A 15,421-nucleotide genomic window follows, 5' to 3' on the forward strand; every position below is an offset into this window, starting at 1 on the left:
GCAGTCTCTACCCGGCGGTGGATGGGGCAAAACCCACCTCAGAGCAGGGCCGCGATGGGAGAACTGTCGAGGCTGTCGAGCAACTCTTGGGCGTCGTCGAATATGGCTGCGGCTCCGGCCTTTTCGAGTTCACCTCTGCCGACGCCACCGGACAGCACCGCGATGCACGGCACTCCCGCACGGGCACTGGCCTCGACGTCCCAGACGGTGTCGCCGACGAACACCGCCTGTTGCGCCGGTACCCCGGCCTTGTCCAGCGCGACGTGGACGATGTCCGGGCGGGGCTTGGCCTCCTCGACATCTTCGGACGAGGTGATGGCGGACACGAGGTCGTCGCACCCCAGCGTTTTGCGCAACATGGCCAGCTCGTTCTCCGGCGCAGAGGTCGCCAGCACCACCTGCAGGCCCAGGGCGGCAACCCGCTGCAGCAGTTCGCGCGCCCCGGGCAACGCGGTCAGCAGATCGGCGCAGGCCTCGTAGTGGCGGGTGTGAGAGTCCTTGAGACGCTTCTGCGCGTCGTCGTCGGCGCCGTTGGACAGCTCGTCGACCAAGGTGGACCCGTCCATGCCGATCGAGCGGTGGACATGCCAGGCCTGGACCGGAAGCCCGACCTCATGGAACGCCTGCTGCCAGGCATGGACGTGAAGGTAGTTCGAGTCGACGAGGGTGCCGTCGATGTCGAAGAGCACTGCGGGCTTGACCATGGGCGTGGTGTACCCGGTTTCAGAGCTGGTGCTCAGACCTCGGGCACGTCGTCGGCCTGCGGGTCTTGGTCATCCTCGTCGACGACCTGCGCCGGCTCCCAGGCGTTGACACCGACCGTGATCATCCGCAGCTGCTTGACTGCCGTGCGTTTGATCTCGTCGAGCGCGGCCGCGTCGTGGGCGTCCTCGATGGCCTCGGCGATGATGATCATCGAGTTCACGAACAGACTGGCCAGGATGTTGAGGTCCTCGGTGCTCCACTCGTTGAGCCCGGGGAACCGCGCAAGGTCGGTGGCCAGTTCCGAGGTGATCAGCCGGATCTCGGTGCGGATCGCGTAGCGCAGCACCGTCACACCGCTGGAGCGTTCGCGCCCGATGAACCGCCAGTGCTCGCGCTGTTCGGCCACCCCGGCGATCAGGATGTCCACCGTCGACTCGATGACACGGTTCGGGTCCAGCTTGCCCGCGCGGGCGCTGCGCAACATCTCGCGCAGGGTGCGGAACGACTCGTCGATGAGCACCAGGCCGAGGGCGTCCATCGACTCGAAGTGACGGTAGAACGCGGCAGGCACGATCCCGGCCTCACGGGTGACCTCACGCAGGCTCAGGCCGCTGAAGCTGCGCTCGTCGAGGAGCTTCAGCGCGGCCGCGATGATGGCCCGGCGGGTGGCCTCTTTGCGCTCTTCCCGCGATGGTGTCTCGCGGGAGCGTGACTTCCCTGAACGCTCACGACGTGAGCTGGGCGTACGACTGTTCACTGGTGTGAACCCTACCACAGACTGGTCCGATTCCTTGACGACGTGCGCTTTCACGACCAAGAGTGTACACATGTTCACTCAAACTTTGACCGAGAAGGTGCTTCGCTCGCCGCTGGTCGATCTGCTCACCGGCCCGCATGGTGTGGACCGGTACACCGAGCTGGTGGACCCGACTTGGACTACCGACGCCCGGGCCAGGGTGGTCGACGTACGCCGCTCCACGCCGCGCAGCGTCACCCTGATTCTCGACCCCAACTCGGCTGTCACCGGCTACCGCGCCGGCCAGCACCTGAACCTGGCGGTGGAGATCGACGGCCGTCGCCACACCCGCTGCTACTCACCGGCCGGCGCCGAGGGTTCCCCGCTGATCGAATTGACGATCGGATCCCACGACGGCGGCCTGGTGTCCAACTACCTTTACCGGCATGCCCGCCCCGGCATGGTGGTCGACCTGTCCGACCCCGCCGGCGACTTCGTGCTCCCCGAGGTCAGGCCCCGCCGCATCCTGTTCGTCTCCGGCGGCAGCGGCATCACCCCGGTGATGTCCATGTTGCGGACCCTTCAGGCCGAGGGCTTCGACGGCGAGATCGCCTTCGTCCACTACGCCCGCACGCCGGCTGAGGCCTGCTACCGAGCCGAACTGGCCGCGACCGGTGTCCGGGTTCTGCACGGCTACACCCGCGCGCCGGGCGGCGAGCTCGACGGCCGCTTCGGCCCCGAGCACCTCCGGGCCGCGATGCCCGATGCCGACGCCGTCTACGTGTGCGGGCCGCCCGCACTGGTCGAGGCGGTGCGCGAACACTGCCCGGGCGCGTTGTCGGAAAGCTTCGTCCCGGTGCCCTTCGTCGTGCCCGACGCGCCGACGGGCGGCCGAATCAGCTTCCGGGACAGCGGTATCGACGCCCAAGACGACGGGCGTCCCCTCCTGGACCAGGCCGAGGACGCCGGACTGAACCCGACCAGCGGATGCCGAATGGGCATCTGCCACACCTGCACTCGCCGCAAGCATCGCGGCGCCGTGCGCAACCTGACCACCGGAGCGGTCTCCACCGCCGACGAGGAGGACGTGCAGATCTGCGTGTCGGTGCCTGTCGGTGACGTTGAGATCGCGCTCTGAGCAGAAAGGGACGACCATGAACACCCAACACATCACACTGACCCGCGAGCAGGCCGACGACTTCGGCCGTGAACTCGACGCCATCAGGGAACGGGTGATCGCCGACCTGGGGCAGACCGACGTCGACTACATCCGCCGGGTCATCAAGGCCCAGCGCGCCATGGAGATCGGCGGCCGCGCGCTGCTGTTCGCCGGCATCTTCCCGCCGGCCTGGGTGGCCGGCACCGCGCTGCTCGGGATCTCGAAGATCTTGGACAACATGGAAATCGGCCACAACGTGATGCATGGGCAGTATGAGTGGACCGGCGATCCGGCCCTGCGCGGCCGCACCTTCGAGTGGGATACCGCGTGCCCGGCCGACCAGTGGCGGCACTCGCACAACTACTCCCACCACACCTTCACCAACATCGTCGGCATGGACCGGGACATCGGTTACGGCATCCTGCGGATGAGCCCGGATCAGCGCTGGCGCCCCTACTACCTGGGCAACCCGGTGTACGCCTTCCTGCTGATGGTGCTGTTCCAATACGGCGTCGCGCTGCACGAGCTGGAGACCGAACGCATTCGCAGCGGCGAGATATCCCTTGCCGACAAGCGCGACGTGCTGCGCGAGATCTGGCACAAGACCCGTCGCCAGCTCCTCAAGGACTACGTGGCGTTCCCGCTGCTGGCCGGACCGATGGCACCGTTCGTGTTCACCGGCAACCTCACCGCGAACCTCATCCGCAACGTGTGGTCGTACGCGATCATCTTCTGCGGTCACTTCCCGGACGGCACACAGGAGTTCACGGTTGAAGAGACCCGCAACGAGTCACGCGGACAGTGGTACTTCCGGCAGGTCCTCGGCTCGGCCAACCTGACCGGCGGCAAGCTGTTCCACCTGCTATCGGGCAACCTGTCCCACCAGATCGAGCACCACCTGTTCCCGGATGTGCCTGCGCGCCGGTACGCCGAGATGGCCCCGCACGTCCGCGAGGTGTGCGAGCGCTACGGCATCCCCTACAACGCGGGACCGCTGCCCAAGCAGTTCGCCACGGTGGTGCGCAAGATCGTCAAGCTGGCACTGCCCACCCGTCAGCGCAGCGAGGATGCCACGCTGGTCGAGGCGGCCTGATCACTTGGGCCGGGACAGGTCGTAGACGTCGTCGTCGCCGACCCGGGTGACCGGGAATGTCGCGCTCACCCAGTCGGTGATGCCGGTGTGGTTTCGGTTGATGCCCGGCCACCCGCCGGGCCGGCCGCGCCAGTCCCGCTGGACGATGTAGTAGGCCACCTTCCCCGCAGCCACATCCGCCTTGAACTGGCCCAGACTCGGGGCTGGATCACTGCCGAGGAACCCGCCGATGGCCATCACCGCTGTGCCCGTGGACAATTCGAGTCCTGCAGCGGCCGACGAGCCGGAGATCGCGGCCGACCACTGCGTGGTGGTCGCGCGAAGCAGCGCGTCCAGCTTCGGATTGTCCTGAGTCTGATTGAAGGCGCGTAGGAAGGCAGGCTCGGGACGCGACGGACCGACGGTCGGCCCGCCACCGTGATGCGGTGCGCTGAGCGTGGCGACCGCGTAGGCGGTCGGCCCGGCCAAGACGGCCACCGCACCGACTGTCGCCGCGGCCATCGTGACCCGGCGCCGCCGCGGCGCCGACACGGCGAGTGCGGCGGCGGCCAGCAGGGTGACGAGCAGGACCGTCCACCGCAGGGCGGGCAACCAGTCCTCGTTTCGGCCGAGCACCCACCAGCTCCAGATCCCCGTCACCGCGATCAGTCCAGTCAATCCGGCCCGACCGAACCAGGTCTGTCTGCGGGTCCACATCTGTTGCGCACCAATGGCAGCCGTGCCGGCCACCGCGGGCGCCAGCGACAGGCAGTAGTACGGGTGCACCATGCCTTTCATATAGCTGAGCACCACACCGTCGATCACCAGCCAGCTGCCGAACAAAAGGACGCCGGCCCGCACCGGGTCGGTGCGCGGTGCGCGACCGCGGGCGACCAGCACCAGAACCAGACTGAGCAGCGCTGCCGGGATCAACCAGCCGATCTCGAAGCCGAACTCGCCCGCGAACAGCCGGCCCAGACCTTCCTTCTGATTGCCCATGCCGCCGAAGCCACCCAGGTGTCGGAGCTCGTCGCCGGCCGAATTGCCGAGCGGATCGCCGGGACCGAAATTCATGTGATTGCGGCCGAGCACGCGCGCGAATCCGTTGTAGCCCAGCACCAGATTCATGAAGTTGTCATCGGTCGACCCGGCGATGTACGGCCGCGACGACGACGGCCACACCAGGGTCAGGATCACGAACCAGCCCGCCGACACCACGAAAGCGGCAGCGGCGCCCAGCAGGTGCAGCAGCCGGCTGCGCAGCGGCGTCGGTGCCGCGATCAGGTAGGCCAGCCCCACCGCGGGGGCGATCATCAGGCCTTCGAGCATCTTGGCCAGGAACGCGAACCCGAGCGCGACACCCGCCCACGCCAGCCACTTGCCGTTGCCTCGTTCGAGTGCGCGCACCGTGCAGTACGCCGAGGCCATCATCAGCAGCACCATCGCGGCGTCGGGGTTGTTGAACCGGAACATCAGCGCGGCGACCGGGGTCAGCGCCAACGCGGCGCCGGCCAGCAACCCGGCCTTCGGGCCGCAGATGCGAGCGATCGCGGAGTAGAGCAGCCAGACGGTGGCCACCGCCATCAACGCTTCGGGTATCAGCATGCTGGCACTGCTGAAGCCGAACAGCTGACCGGACAGGCCCATCACCCACTGCGACACCGGGGGCTTGTCGACGGTGATGAAGTTGGCCGAGTCGAGCGATCCGAACAGCAGCGCCTCCCAGTTCTTGGAGCCGGCCTGAGCGGCGCCGGCGTAGAACTGGTTGCCCATTCCGTTGACGGTGATGTTCCACAGGTACATGACCGTGGTCGCGACGAGCAGCACCACCAGCCCGATGCGGTCCCGTCGCGACGGGGTGCTCACCGCTGGGGCGACGTCGGCGGAATCCTCCGGAGCTTTGGCCGGAAACGTCGTTGTCACATGGACTATTGACCCATCTGCGGCTGACCGTTGGCTGATAGGAGGCTGGGAGCGCCGTAGCCGATCCGGCATCTGACTGTTATCGGCCGCTGCTCGCCCCGACCCGACGGCTGTGTCAGCGTCGACGCTGTGACCGCGATAGACGCGAGAAAGACCGATAACCGACTGGCCGCACGGTGTGCGGCGGTGGCGTCGATCGGTGCCGCGGTCATCCACTTCGCCGTCGCGCCCATGCACTGGAAGGACTGGGTGCCCGCCGGGGTGTTCTTCGCGTCGATCGCGTTCTTCCAGTTGGCGTGGGGATTTCTCGCCTGGTCACGACCGACGCGACTGCTGTTGGCGACCGGAATCGCCGCCAATGTCGGCTCCGCCGCCCTGTGGGTGGTATCCAGGACGGCTGGTGCACCATTCGGCCCCAACGCAGGTGCGGCGGAGGCTGTGGAAGCAGCAGGGATCTGTGTTCTTCTCCTGCAGTGCTATGTGGTCATGGGTGCCGCCTGGGTGTTGGTTCGACGATATCGGGCGCATGCGTTTTCGGGTGTCGGGCGGACGCTGGTGCTTGTGGGCGCCAACACCGTGATGGCGCTCGCTGTCACCGCCGGACTGGCTTCCGGTCTCCATGGCCATCAGCGTCACCACGGCACGCCCGTCGACGCCGAGGCCGGACGTGGTGCGGCACACGGGGCACCAGTGGAGCCGGGCAGACCGGTGACGGACATGAAGCTGAATACGGGCGGCGAGCACCCTCCGTCGAGCTCTGACAAGCACCAGCACGATCACCACGACTGACGGCACCTCGCACAGCAGGTGCGGTTGTGCGCCCTGGCGGTCCGGGTTCTTTATCGAATCTTCACAGAACCACTACGCCGCACCCGTCGGAGTCTGGCGAAGCTGGGCGGGGATCGAGCGATCCGACGCGACGAAAGGGATGTGGTGTGAGTAAAGCGAGGACTGTGGTGACCGGGGTGGCAGCGTTGGCTGCGGTTGCCGCCATCGGCGCGTGTAGCAACTCGGGCACCAAGGATGTGGCGGCGTCGTCGGCGCCGTCCACTGTCCAGAGTTCGACCGCGGCGCCGGCAGCCGCGCACAATCAGGCCGACATGATGTTCGCCCGCATGATGATTCCGCATCATCGGCAGGCGATCGAGATGAGCGACATGATCCTCGCCAAGCAGGGCATCGACGCGCGGGTGGTGGACCTGGCCAAGCAGATCAAAGCGGCGCAGGGCCCGGAGATCGACACGATGCAGGGCTGGCTGAATCAGTGGGGAATGCCCGGCACGACCAGCAGCGCGCCCTCAGACCACGGCGGCATGCACGGATCGGATACCGACACGGCGTCACCGACCACCTCGACCATGCCGATGCCGGGTATGCCCGGAATGGATGACATGCCGGGGATGGACGGAATGATGTCACCGGCCGATATGCAGGCACTGCAGAACGCCCAGGGCGTCGCCGCCAGCAAGCTGTACCTGACCCAAATGATCAAGCATCACCAGGGCGCAATCACCATGGCGCAAAACGAGATCAAGAACGGCCAATTCGCCGACGCCATCGCCCTCGCCAAGTCGATCGCCACCAGCCAGCAAAAGGAGATCGACACCATGAACCAGATCCTGAGCTCCCTGTAGTTGCGCCGGACGGTCACGCGTATTCGCGTTGACTGCCGCGCCGGGCTCCGGCCACCGGCAGGCTGGGCACCGTCACCGTGAAGGTGGTGCCTGCCCCGGGGCCGGGGCTGGTCGCGGTGATGGTGCCGCCGTGCGCCTCTGTCAACGCCTTGGCGATGGCGAGGCCGAGGCCGGAGCCGCCCCGGTCGCGATTACGTGCCGAGTCGGCACGGTAGAACCGCTCGAAAACGTGCGGAAGGTGTTCTGCCGCAACACCTTCGCCGTCATCGCTCACCGTAAAGACGACATCGTTGCCTGTGGTCTCCACGGTGAGTCGGACATGGCCGCCGGGCGCAGTGTGACGTAATGCGTTGTCCAGCAGATTGTTCAATACCTGGACCAGGCGTTGACGGTCGGCCCAGAATCGGGTGCCCCCGCTCACCTGAAGGGTCAGCGCGACGCTCTTCGCAGCGAAGCGATCGGCCAGGGCGGCACTGACGGAGCGGGCGACCTCGTCGGCCTCGACCCATCCAGGGGTGATCGTGGCGTGAGCTTCTTCGGCCTGGGCCAGTGCGGCGGCGTCGGCCGAGAAGCGCACCAGGCGGCCGGTCTGCTCCCGCAGCATCGCGATGGTCGGCTGGTCCAGGACTCTCACGCCGTCCTCAACTGCTTCCAGATAGGCCTCCAGCACGGCCACCGGTGTGCGGATCTCGTGAGCGAGATCGCCGAAAAGCTGGCGCCGACTCGATTCCACAGCTTGCAGACGATCCGCCATCTTGTTGAAAGCGGTTGCCATCTCATCGAATTCAAGGCCGAGCCGAGGTGGCGCTACCCGAATGTCGTAGCGACCCTCGGCCACCGCCGACGCGGCTGCCGAAACCTCCGCGACGGAATGCTGCAACCGCCGGCTCAGGTAGGCGGTGGCGATCAGCGCGGTGAGGGCGGCCACCGTGATCGCGACCCCGATGGAGAGCGCGGTGGCGTGCTGGTAGGCCTGCTCGGCGTGGTACTGCTCGTTGGAATCGTGGGCGACGCCGGCCATGTGCAGGTGCTCACGGAACAACGGCGGCCCCACCACAGAGGCGACGACCCACGTGGTCACCCCGCCGGCGAGGAGGACGAGTGTTTGCGCCAGCAGCAGTCGCCGGCGCATGCCGAATCCGCTGAACACGGTCCCCGGCACGCGCGGCGATGCCTGTGAGGAGAGCTTCATGCCTTCATCGTGCCGCGCCGGCGCCGCGGGATCGGGTCTTGAGCGAATCTTCACACAACCAACACCGAATCCGCTGTGGGGGCCCCGCAGTCTGGGAGAGGAACCGTCGAGAAGACAGGATTGGTGATGAATCGAGAGGCGCTCACCCGGCGCGGCTTTCTGGCGGCAGGAGTCCTCGGAGGCGCGGCGTTGGTGGCCTGCGGTCGGTCGACCAATCCCCAGGCCACCGGCGGCTCCCCGTCGCCGGGCGCGATCGCCGCGGCGGAGGCGGCCCGGCCGCACACCGGCAGAACGGTCACCGCGAACCTGACCCCAGGCCCCACCGACATCGACCTCGGCGGCACCGTGGCACGCACGCTGGCGTACAACGGACAGGTCCCGGGCCCGCTGATCAGGGCCAACGTCGGCGACGACATTGCGGTCACCGTCGACAACCGACTCGATCACCCGACCTCGGTGCACTGGCACGGGATCGCCTTGCGCAACGACATGGACGGTGCCAGCCCGGCCAGTCCGAACATCGCACCCGCCAGCGGCTTCACCTATCGCTTCAGCTCCCCTCATCCCGGAACGTACTGGGCGCACCCGCATACCGGGCTGGACACCGACTTCGGCTTGTACATACCCGTCATCGTGGACGATCCGGCGGAGCCGGGACGCTACGACGCCGAGTGGATCGTGATGCTCGACGACTGGACATCCGGCGTCGGAACCAGCCCTGAGCAGATCTTCACGGGGCTGCAGTCAATGGGCATGGGGCAGATGCAGATGCCGGGGATGGGCGGCATGGGACACATGTCGGGCACGGGCGGTATGGGATCGATGCCTGGCGTTCCGGGCGTTGGCGGTGTGGGAACCAGCGACCTGCTCGGCGGTGACGCCGGTGACGTCAGCTACCCCTACTACACCCTCAACGGCCGCATCCCCTCGGCTGCCACGACATTCACCGCGAAACCCGGGAACCGCATTCGCATCCGGATCATCAACGCCGCCGCCGACACCGCGTTCCGGGTCGCCCTGGCCGGGCATCGCATGACCGTCACCCACACCGACGGATTCCCTGTTCGGCCGGAAGATGTCGACGCGCTCCTGGTGGGTATGGGCGAACGGTACGACGTCATCGTGACCGCGGGTGACGGAGTGTTTCCTCTCGTTGCCTCCGCCGAAGGTAAGAACGCTGTCGCACGCGCACTGTTGTCGACCGGTGGCGGGAGCGCTCCAGACGCAGCGTTGCGGCCCCCGCAACTCACCGGTCGGGTCGGAACGGTCGACACCTTCACTGCAGCGCCGGAAGTCCTGCTGCCGGCCGGTAGTGACCACACGTTGCAGGTTCGGCTATCGGGCATGATGATGCGCTACGACTGGATGATCAACGGCCGGCCCTACGACCAGACGGTTCCGCTGACGGTCCGGCAGGGCCAGAACGCGACGCTGACGTTCGTCAACGACTCCATGATGTGGCATCCGATGCACCTGCACGGCCACACCTTTCAGGTACTCAAACCTGATGGCAGCGCGGGACCGCGAAAGGACACCGTGATCGTCAAACCGATGCAGACGGTGGTGGTGCGAATGGTCGCGGACAATCCCGGCGAATGGATGTTGCACTGTCACAACGCGTATCACATGGCAGCCGGGATGATGACGACCTTGAACTACGCCCGGTAAGGGGTGAGGAAGGGGAAATCCGATGATGTTCTGGTATGACCACGACATGAGCGGGTGGGGCTACGCGGGCATGGCGATCGGGATGGTGGTGTTCTGGGTCCTGATCATCGCCGGGATCGTCGCGTTGATCCGGTTCACCAGCAGGGCGCCGCAAGGTCCGGCCCTGCCTCAGTTCCCGCTCTCAAGCGAGTCGCCCGAACGGCTGCTGGCGGCGCGGTTCGCGCGGGGTGAGATCGACGAAGCCGAATACCGCCAGAGATTGGCCGCACTGCGTGCAAGCCCGCATCAGTGAACGTCGCACGGCCACTGATACCAGACCCGATGTCACAGAACACGCTGCTGCGGAAACTATTTGGTGCCGAACAGCCGATCGCCCGCGTCGCCGAGACCCGGCACGATGTAGCCCTGCTCGTCGAGTCCACGGTCCACCGCCGCGGTGTAGATCGGTACCTCCGGATGCGCGTCGTGCAGGACGGCGATCCCTTCGGGGCAGGTGAGCAGGCAGACGAATTTGATGGACCGGGGCCGGAACTCCTTGAGGCGGTCCACCGCTGCCACCGCTGAGTTGCCGGTGGCCAGCATCGGGTCGACCACGACCACTTCGCGCTCGTGCAGGTCGCTGGGCATCTTGAAGTAATACTCAACGGCAACGCGGGTTTTCGGATCGCGGTACAACCCGATGTGTCCGATTCGCGCGCCGGGCACGACGGTCAGCATCCCGTCCAGGATGCCGGTGCCGGCCCGCAGGATGGCGACGAATACCAGCTTCTTGCCGTCGATGACGGTGCCGGTGGTGGTCTCCAGTGGGGTCTCCACCGCGATCTCGTGGGTCGGGGTGTCACGCAGTACCTCGTAGGCCAGCAGCGTGGCCATCTCGTTGGCCAGCCTGCGGAAAGTGTTGGTGGACGTGACCTTGCGCCGCATCAAGGTCAGCTTGTGCTGCACTAGCGGATGGTCGATGACGTGGACGTCGCGCATCAGAACACTGTGCCATCGCTGACGATGGACAGCGGCGGGAGGCCACCGCGCAGCCGCCGGGCCAGTGCCCGGCCCGCCGCCCAGGTACCGCCCTCCAAGACTCGGGCCAGCGGCATCTGGTCGGCGTCGACGCCGAGCCGCCGGCGCACCAGGGGAGCTAGCTCGTCGAGCAGAGTGACGGTCAGCGCGCGCCATTCGACCACCAATTCGTCTGTGACGCTGACACTTCGAGCGGAATCAGCGCGATCGCGCAAGCGGAGAACTCCGGTGTCCAGCAGTAGTCCGCCGTTGCGGTATTCGGGCAGCCCGGTCAGCTCGTCGAGATCGGTGACGGTGATCCCGGCCCAGCCGAACGGCTCCAGCAACGAGTACGTGAGCCACTGCGAGAGTTTGTGAAACGGCATCCAGCCCGCCGTCAGGCCAGGACCGGCCAGCGCGGAGTGGCGCCAGCAATCCCCAAGCGGTTGGTCACCGATCCTGCTGCCGCCCGGCCAGATTGGTGCCAGCGAGTTCAGGACCGTGGACAGCAGCTCGGACGCGCGCGCCGAGCTCCCGCCCACGGCGTCGACCAATCCGCCCGGGCGGCCCTCGGGGCCGAACACCTCCGGGTCCGCGGCGGTGACCGCACCCAGCCGGTGCAGGATCGCCACCCGGCCGTCGAGTCCGACGAGCGGGTTCGTGTCGTCGACCTGGAACGCGTCGGCCAGCTGCTGCTCGGTGAGCTCCGCCAACGCGGCGGCGTCGACCCGCAGCGGGTCGCCTGGGTCGGAGGAGAACAGCCCGGACGCGAAGGCGTGAAAGCTCGCCACCCCCAAGCCTTCCGAGCGGCTCAGCTGCAGCCCCGTCCCCGGTTCGGCATAGGACCAGGACGGGCCGGCGCCGGCGTCGAGCAGCACGCTGACCACGGTGAGGTCGACCAACGCCGTGGCGTCGGCACCGCTGAGTAGCTCGGCCCTGCGATCGACACCGCCGGCCTCGAAATGGCGCCACCGGCTGTGGAAAGGGACCTGCAGATCCGGATAGTGGTGTCGGGTGACGTCGGCGACCAGTTCGGCGGCCGAGTCCAGTGCATCGTCGTGCACGGTGAACCAGCGCGAGCCGTCGGCGCGAGCCCGCTCGGTCAACAATCCGGCCCGCTGACGCACGGCGCGAGTACTGCGCAATGCCGCGGTGGCGCCCGACGGGCTGTCGAGGTCGACCTCGATGGCGGCGGCCATCAGTGCTCCAGCCCGCGACCCTTGGCCTTCTTCAATTCGGCGGCATCGGGGACCGGGCCGGGCGTGAAATAACCCGCGGCCATCTTGGCGTCGATCTCCACCCGGGCGTCGGCCGGGATCAGCTCGTCGGGGATGTTGACCCGCTCGCCGACCTCGATCCCGGAGCCCACGATCGCGTCGTACTTCATGTTGCTCATCGACACCAGGCGGTGGATCTTCTGGATGCCCAGCCAGTGCAGCACATCGGGCATCAACTCCTGGAACCGCATATCTTGAACTCCCGCAACGCATTCGGTGCGGGCAAAGTATGCCTCGGCGGTGTCGCCGCCTTGCTGGCGCTTGCGGGCGTTGTAGACCAGGAACTTGGTCACCTCGCCGAGCGCGCGGCCTTCCTTGCGGGAGTAGGCGACCAGCCCGACGCCGCCGCGCTGTGCGCCGAGGATGCACTCCTCGATCGCGTGCGTCAGATACGGCCGGCAGGTACAGATGTCGGAGCCGAACACATCGGAGCCATTGCATTCGTCGTGGACCCGGGCCGTCAGCTCCACCGACGGGTCGGCGAGATCGTGGGGGTTGCCGAAGATGTAGAGGGTCTGGCCGCCGATGGGGGGAAGGAAGACCTCGAGGTCGCTGCGCGTGACCAGCTCGGGATACATGCCCCCGGTCTCTTCGAACAGGACCCGGCGAAGATGCGCCTCGCTGCACTCGAAACGCTCGGCGACACCGGGCAGATACCAGACCGGCTCGATCGCGGCCTTGGTCACCAGCGCAGCGCCGCCGGGCAGCAAGAATCGGCCGTCGGGGACCAGCCGCCCCTTGTCGATGGCGTCGGCGATCTCCGGAAGTATCACGTGAGCTTTGGTCACCGCGATGGTCGGGCGGATGTCGTGGCCCGCGGCCAGTTCGGCGGCGAACGCATCGGCCACCATCGCCCCCCACGGGTCCAGGCTGACGATCGCCTCGGGACGGCTCCACTGCGGATACGGGCCGATGCTGTCGGTGGGCGCGGTGTTGGTCAGGTCCGCCCGATGCTCACGCGACAGCGCACCGGCCGCCACCGCCAGCGCGCGATACACGCTGTAGGAACCGCTATGGGTACCAACGACGTTGCGGTGTCTGCGGGTGCTGGTGGTGCCGATCAGCGGACCGCGCTCGCCGGGGGTGGCCGCGCCCCACGTGATCGGCAGGGCGTCGTCGGCGCCATGATGCGATGTCAGCCGGATGTGACCGGGCTGGCCCCTCGGCGCGGCCGGCGACGGCGCTTCGGCGGACATGTGCGCTCCTTCCGCAAGACGCCAGCCTAGCCACCATCCCCACTTTCTGCCGAACGTCACGCCGGGCGTCCAGAGGTTGGCGCCGCTCACATCCCGAAACGGGTGCGCCGCACTGCCGCGACGGCGTCCGGCGGTCCGAGGATGTCGACGCGTGCCGCGTCCTGGCGGCCGAACAGGTACAGCAGGAGCTCGCCGGGTGGGCCGCTGAGCTCAACGACGGGGTCGCCCGTCCGGGCGCGGCAGCGTTGCGCACCCCACACCACGTCCACCCCGACGCCGCGCACCCGGCGGCTCAGATACCGGTTGCCGCGCTCGACATTTCGCCACAGCGCTGCCTGCAGGTCGACGGGCAGGTCCTCGCGAGCACCCAGGCCGTTGGCGCGCCGGACGTCCTCGTGGTGGACGAAGAACTCGTTGAGGCTGGGGAAGTCGCGCACCCAACCCAGCCGGAAGAAGCCGAAGGGTGGACCGGACCGCAGCCGGTCCACCAGCCAGCCGAACTCCCGGCGCTCGGACATTGCCGCGGTGCGCCGCTCGGCGAACCGTGCCGGCGGCCCGGGAAGAACCAGGCAGGGTGCGGCAATCGGATCGCGCTCGCGCAGCAGCAGGTGGGCGGCGAGGTGCCTGGACGTGAACCCGTCGAGCAAGGTGGGCGCGTCCGGCCCGAGGCGTTCGAAGAGGTCGCACAGCGCCACCCGCTCGCGCGCGTCGAACGGCGGGTCAGCGCTCGGCATGACCCATCACACCGAACGTCACACCAGAGTCGCCTTCGACGCCAGGCGTGACGCTGGGGTGACGATCGGCACGTGCGGCGTCGCTCACGGTTGTACGAGCACCCTGATCGGATTGCCTTCGGCCTGGTCGAGGATGCGGATGCCGTCGGCGATGTCCTCGAGCGGGATGATCTGGCTGATCGAGCGCGACAGATCCAGCCGGCCACGGGACACCAGCTGAGCCAGCGTCTCGATGTCCTTGTTGTGGTAGCCGAGATGCCCGAGCGCCTGGCGTCGGGTCAGACCGAACATCGACGTCGGCCCGACGGTGGGGGATTCGGCGCTCATGCCGACCCCCACCAGCCGGCCACCGCCGGTCAGCGAGTTCAACGCCTGCTCGAAAGTCACCTTCAGCCCGACGGCGTCGAACGCGACATCGAGTCCGCGTCCGCCGGTCGCTTGCGCCAACTTGTCGGCGAAATCCGGGTCACGCGAATCGAATGCGTAATCAGCGCCGAGTTCCAGCGCGCGGTCGCGAACCGCAGGGTTGAGGTCGACCGCGACGATCGGAACCGCTCCGACCAGCCGCGCCAGTTGGACGATGTGCGTGCCGACACCGCCGACACCCCACACGCCGACCGATTCGCCGATGACGACCTTGCCGGTGTTGACCACCGCGCCGAACGGGGTGGACACCGCGTCTGCGAGGATCGCGGCCTGCTCCAGCGGCACGTTGTCCGGAACGCGGGTCAGCCCCGCTGCTTGCGCGACGGTGTATTCGGCCCAGGCGCCGTCATAGGCGAACGCCATGAGTTGCATCCGTAGACAGGTGGCCATGTCCCCGCGCCGGCAGTTGACGCACTGTCCGCAGGGCCGGCCCGCGGCGACGACCACCCGGTCACCCTCGGACCACCCGGTGACGCCGCGCCCGACCTTGGCGATGGTCCCGGATGCCTCGTGTCCCTGAATCACCACCGGCCGCTGGGCGGGGAAGGTGCCGTTGATCAGGCTGAGGTCGGAATGGCAGATGCCGCAGAACGCCACTTTGACCAGAACTTCACCCTCACCTGGATCGGGGATCGGGACATCCTCCAGCACAACGGTTTTGGTGTCGGCGTAGAAGCGCTCCGCGCGCATGGTGCCCATGGTG

General features: G+C 67.5%; 15 protein-coding genes. 6 read left to right on the forward strand and 9 right to left on the reverse strand.

Annotation, left to right across the window (positions count from 1 at the left end; all coding sequences use genetic code 11):
* Positions 1-38: 38 nt before the first annotated feature.
* Together Y900_RS13595 and Y900_RS13600 are read right to left on the reverse strand one after the other, a co-directional pair.
* Entirely contained in the window at positions 39-704 is a 666-nt protein-coding gene (locus Y900_RS13595) for an HAD family hydrolase (RefSeq protein ID WP_036342488.1), read from the reverse strand.
* A 32-nt stretch (positions 705-736) separates the two neighbouring features.
* Positions 737-1,462, reverse strand: coding sequence for a TetR family transcriptional regulator (locus Y900_RS13600; protein ID WP_051660054.1), 726 nt, complete (start codon positions 1,460-1,462; stop codon positions 737-739).
* 70 nt (positions 1,463-1,532) lie between these two features.
* Between Y900_RS13600 and Y900_RS13605 the strand changes: the two genes are divergently transcribed.
* The gene (locus Y900_RS13605; RefSeq protein ID WP_036342489.1) at positions 1,533-2,579 is read left to right on the forward strand and encodes a ferredoxin reductase; all 1,047 of its coding nucleotides are present in this window, start codon (positions 1,533-1,535) and stop codon (positions 2,577-2,579) included.
* 16 nt (positions 2,580-2,595) lie between these two features.
* Positions 2,596-3,693 (forward strand): fatty acid desaturase family protein, encoded by a 1,098-nt coding sequence (locus Y900_RS13610; protein ID WP_036342490.1) that lies wholly within the window; start codon positions 2,596-2,598, stop codon positions 3,691-3,693.
* On the opposite strand, the gene Y900_RS13615 is transcribed toward Y900_RS13610, so the two are convergent.
* On the reverse strand, positions 3,694-5,604 hold the full coding sequence (locus Y900_RS13615) for an ArnT family glycosyltransferase (RefSeq protein ID WP_051660385.1): 1,911 nt from the start codon (positions 5,602-5,604) through the stop codon (positions 3,694-3,696).
* Between the two features lie 120 nt (positions 5,605-5,724).
* Between Y900_RS13615 and Y900_RS13620 the strand changes: the two genes are divergently transcribed.
* Together Y900_RS13620 and Y900_RS13625 are read left to right on the forward strand one after the other, a co-directional pair.
* Positions 5,725-6,384, forward strand: coding sequence for a hypothetical protein (locus tag Y900_RS13620; RefSeq protein WP_192827511.1), 660 nt, complete (start codon positions 5,725-5,727; stop codon positions 6,382-6,384).
* A 146-nt stretch (positions 6,385-6,530) separates the two neighbouring features.
* Positions 6,531-7,229 carry a DUF305 domain-containing protein gene (locus tag Y900_RS13625; RefSeq protein ID WP_036342493.1) on the forward strand — a complete coding sequence of 233 codons (699 nt, stop codon included), beginning with the start codon at positions 6,531-6,533 and terminating at the stop codon, positions 7,227-7,229.
* Positions 7,230-7,242: 13 nt separating this feature from the next.
* On the opposite strand, the gene Y900_RS13630 is transcribed toward Y900_RS13625, so the two are convergent.
* Positions 7,243-8,421, reverse strand: a complete 1,179-nt coding sequence (locus Y900_RS13630; protein ID WP_051660055.1) for a sensor histidine kinase — start codon at positions 8,419-8,421, stop codon at positions 7,243-7,245.
* 126 nt (positions 8,422-8,547) lie between these two features.
* Here Y900_RS13630 and Y900_RS13635 point away from each other — a divergent pair, with 126 nt between their 5' ends.
* Positions 8,548-10,089, forward strand: a complete 1,542-nt coding sequence (locus Y900_RS13635; RefSeq protein ID WP_051660056.1) for a multicopper oxidase family protein — start codon at positions 8,548-8,550, stop codon at positions 10,087-10,089.
* 22 nt (positions 10,090-10,111) lie between these two features.
* Complete coding sequence (locus Y900_RS13640; RefSeq protein WP_036342494.1) at positions 10,112-10,381, forward strand: SHOCT domain-containing protein; 270 nt, start codon at positions 10,112-10,114, stop codon at positions 10,379-10,381.
* 56 nt (positions 10,382-10,437) lie between these two features.
* Here the strand turns inward: Y900_RS13640 and upp are convergent, their stop codons facing one another.
* From upp to Y900_RS13665, 5 genes are all read right to left on the reverse strand, one after another.
* Complete coding sequence (gene upp, locus Y900_RS13645) at positions 10,438-11,067, reverse strand: uracil phosphoribosyltransferase (RefSeq protein WP_036342495.1); 630 nt, start codon at positions 11,065-11,067, stop codon at positions 10,438-10,440.
* The gene (locus tag Y900_RS13650; protein ID WP_036342496.1) at positions 11,067-12,284 is read right to left on the reverse strand and encodes a URC4/urg3 family protein; all 1,218 of its coding nucleotides are present in this window, start codon (positions 12,282-12,284) and stop codon (positions 11,067-11,069) included. Before Y900_RS13650 ends, upp begins: the two co-directional genes overlap by 1 nt.
* Positions 12,284-13,558, reverse strand: a complete 1,275-nt coding sequence (locus tag Y900_RS13655; protein WP_036342497.1) for a GTP cyclohydrolase II — start codon at positions 13,556-13,558, stop codon at positions 12,284-12,286. Before Y900_RS13655 ends, Y900_RS13650 begins: the two co-directional genes overlap by 1 nt.
* Before the next feature lie 86 nt (positions 13,559-13,644).
* Positions 13,645-14,292: a TIGR03085 family metal-binding protein gene (locus Y900_RS13660; RefSeq protein ID WP_036342499.1), complete on the reverse strand. Its 648-nt coding sequence runs from the start codon at positions 14,290-14,292 to the stop codon at positions 13,645-13,647.
* Positions 14,293-14,376: 84 nt separating this feature from the next.
* Positions 14,377-15,417: a zinc-binding dehydrogenase gene (locus Y900_RS13665; RefSeq protein ID WP_036342500.1), complete on the reverse strand. Its 1,041-nt coding sequence runs from the start codon at positions 15,415-15,417 to the stop codon at positions 14,377-14,379.
* Positions 15,418-15,421 lie beyond the last annotated feature (4 nt).

The sequence above is a fragment of the Mycolicibacterium aromaticivorans JS19b1 = JCM 16368 genome (genome assembly GCF_000559085.1).
Lineage (GTDB): Bacteria > Actinomycetota > Actinomycetes > Mycobacteriales > Mycobacteriaceae > Mycobacterium > Mycobacterium aromaticivorans.

Excerpts from the sequence above, each read along its gene's own strand:
- upp (WP_036342495.1), bottom strand. The coding sequence starts at position 11,067 with ATGCGCGACGTCCACGTCATCGACCATCCGCTAGTGCAGCACAAGCTG.
- Y900_RS13650 (WP_036342496.1), bottom strand. The coding sequence starts at position 12,284 with ATGGCCGCCGCCATCGAGGTCGACCTCGACAGCCCGTCGGGCGCCACC.
- Y900_RS13605 (WP_036342489.1), top strand. The coding sequence starts at position 1,533 with ATGTTCACTCAAACTTTGACCGAGAAGGTGCTTCGCTCGCCGCTGGTC.
- Y900_RS13665 (WP_036342500.1), bottom strand. The coding sequence starts at position 15,417 with ATGGGCACCATGCGCGCGGAGCGCTTCTACGCCGACACCAAAACCGTT.
- Y900_RS13635 (WP_051660056.1), top strand. The coding sequence starts at position 8,548 with ATGAATCGAGAGGCGCTCACCCGGCGCGGCTTTCTGGCGGCAGGAGTC.
- Y900_RS13610 (WP_036342490.1), top strand. The coding sequence starts at position 2,596 with ATGAACACCCAACACATCACACTGACCCGCGAGCAGGCCGACGACTTC.
- Y900_RS13595 (WP_036342488.1), bottom strand. The coding sequence starts at position 704 with ATGGTCAAGCCCGCAGTGCTCTTCGACATCGACGGCACCCTCGTCGAC.
- Y900_RS13655 (WP_036342497.1), bottom strand. The coding sequence starts at position 13,558 with ATGTCCGCCGAAGCGCCGTCGCCGGCCGCGCCGAGGGGCCAGCCCGGT.
- Y900_RS13660 (WP_036342499.1), bottom strand. The coding sequence starts at position 14,292 with ATGCCGAGCGCTGACCCGCCGTTCGACGCGCGCGAGCGGGTGGCGCTG.
- Y900_RS13640 (WP_036342494.1), top strand. The coding sequence starts at position 10,112 with ATGATGTTCTGGTATGACCACGACATGAGCGGGTGGGGCTACGCGGGC.
- Y900_RS13630 (WP_051660055.1), bottom strand. The coding sequence starts at position 8,421 with ATGAAGCTCTCCTCACAGGCATCGCCGCGCGTGCCGGGGACCGTGTTC.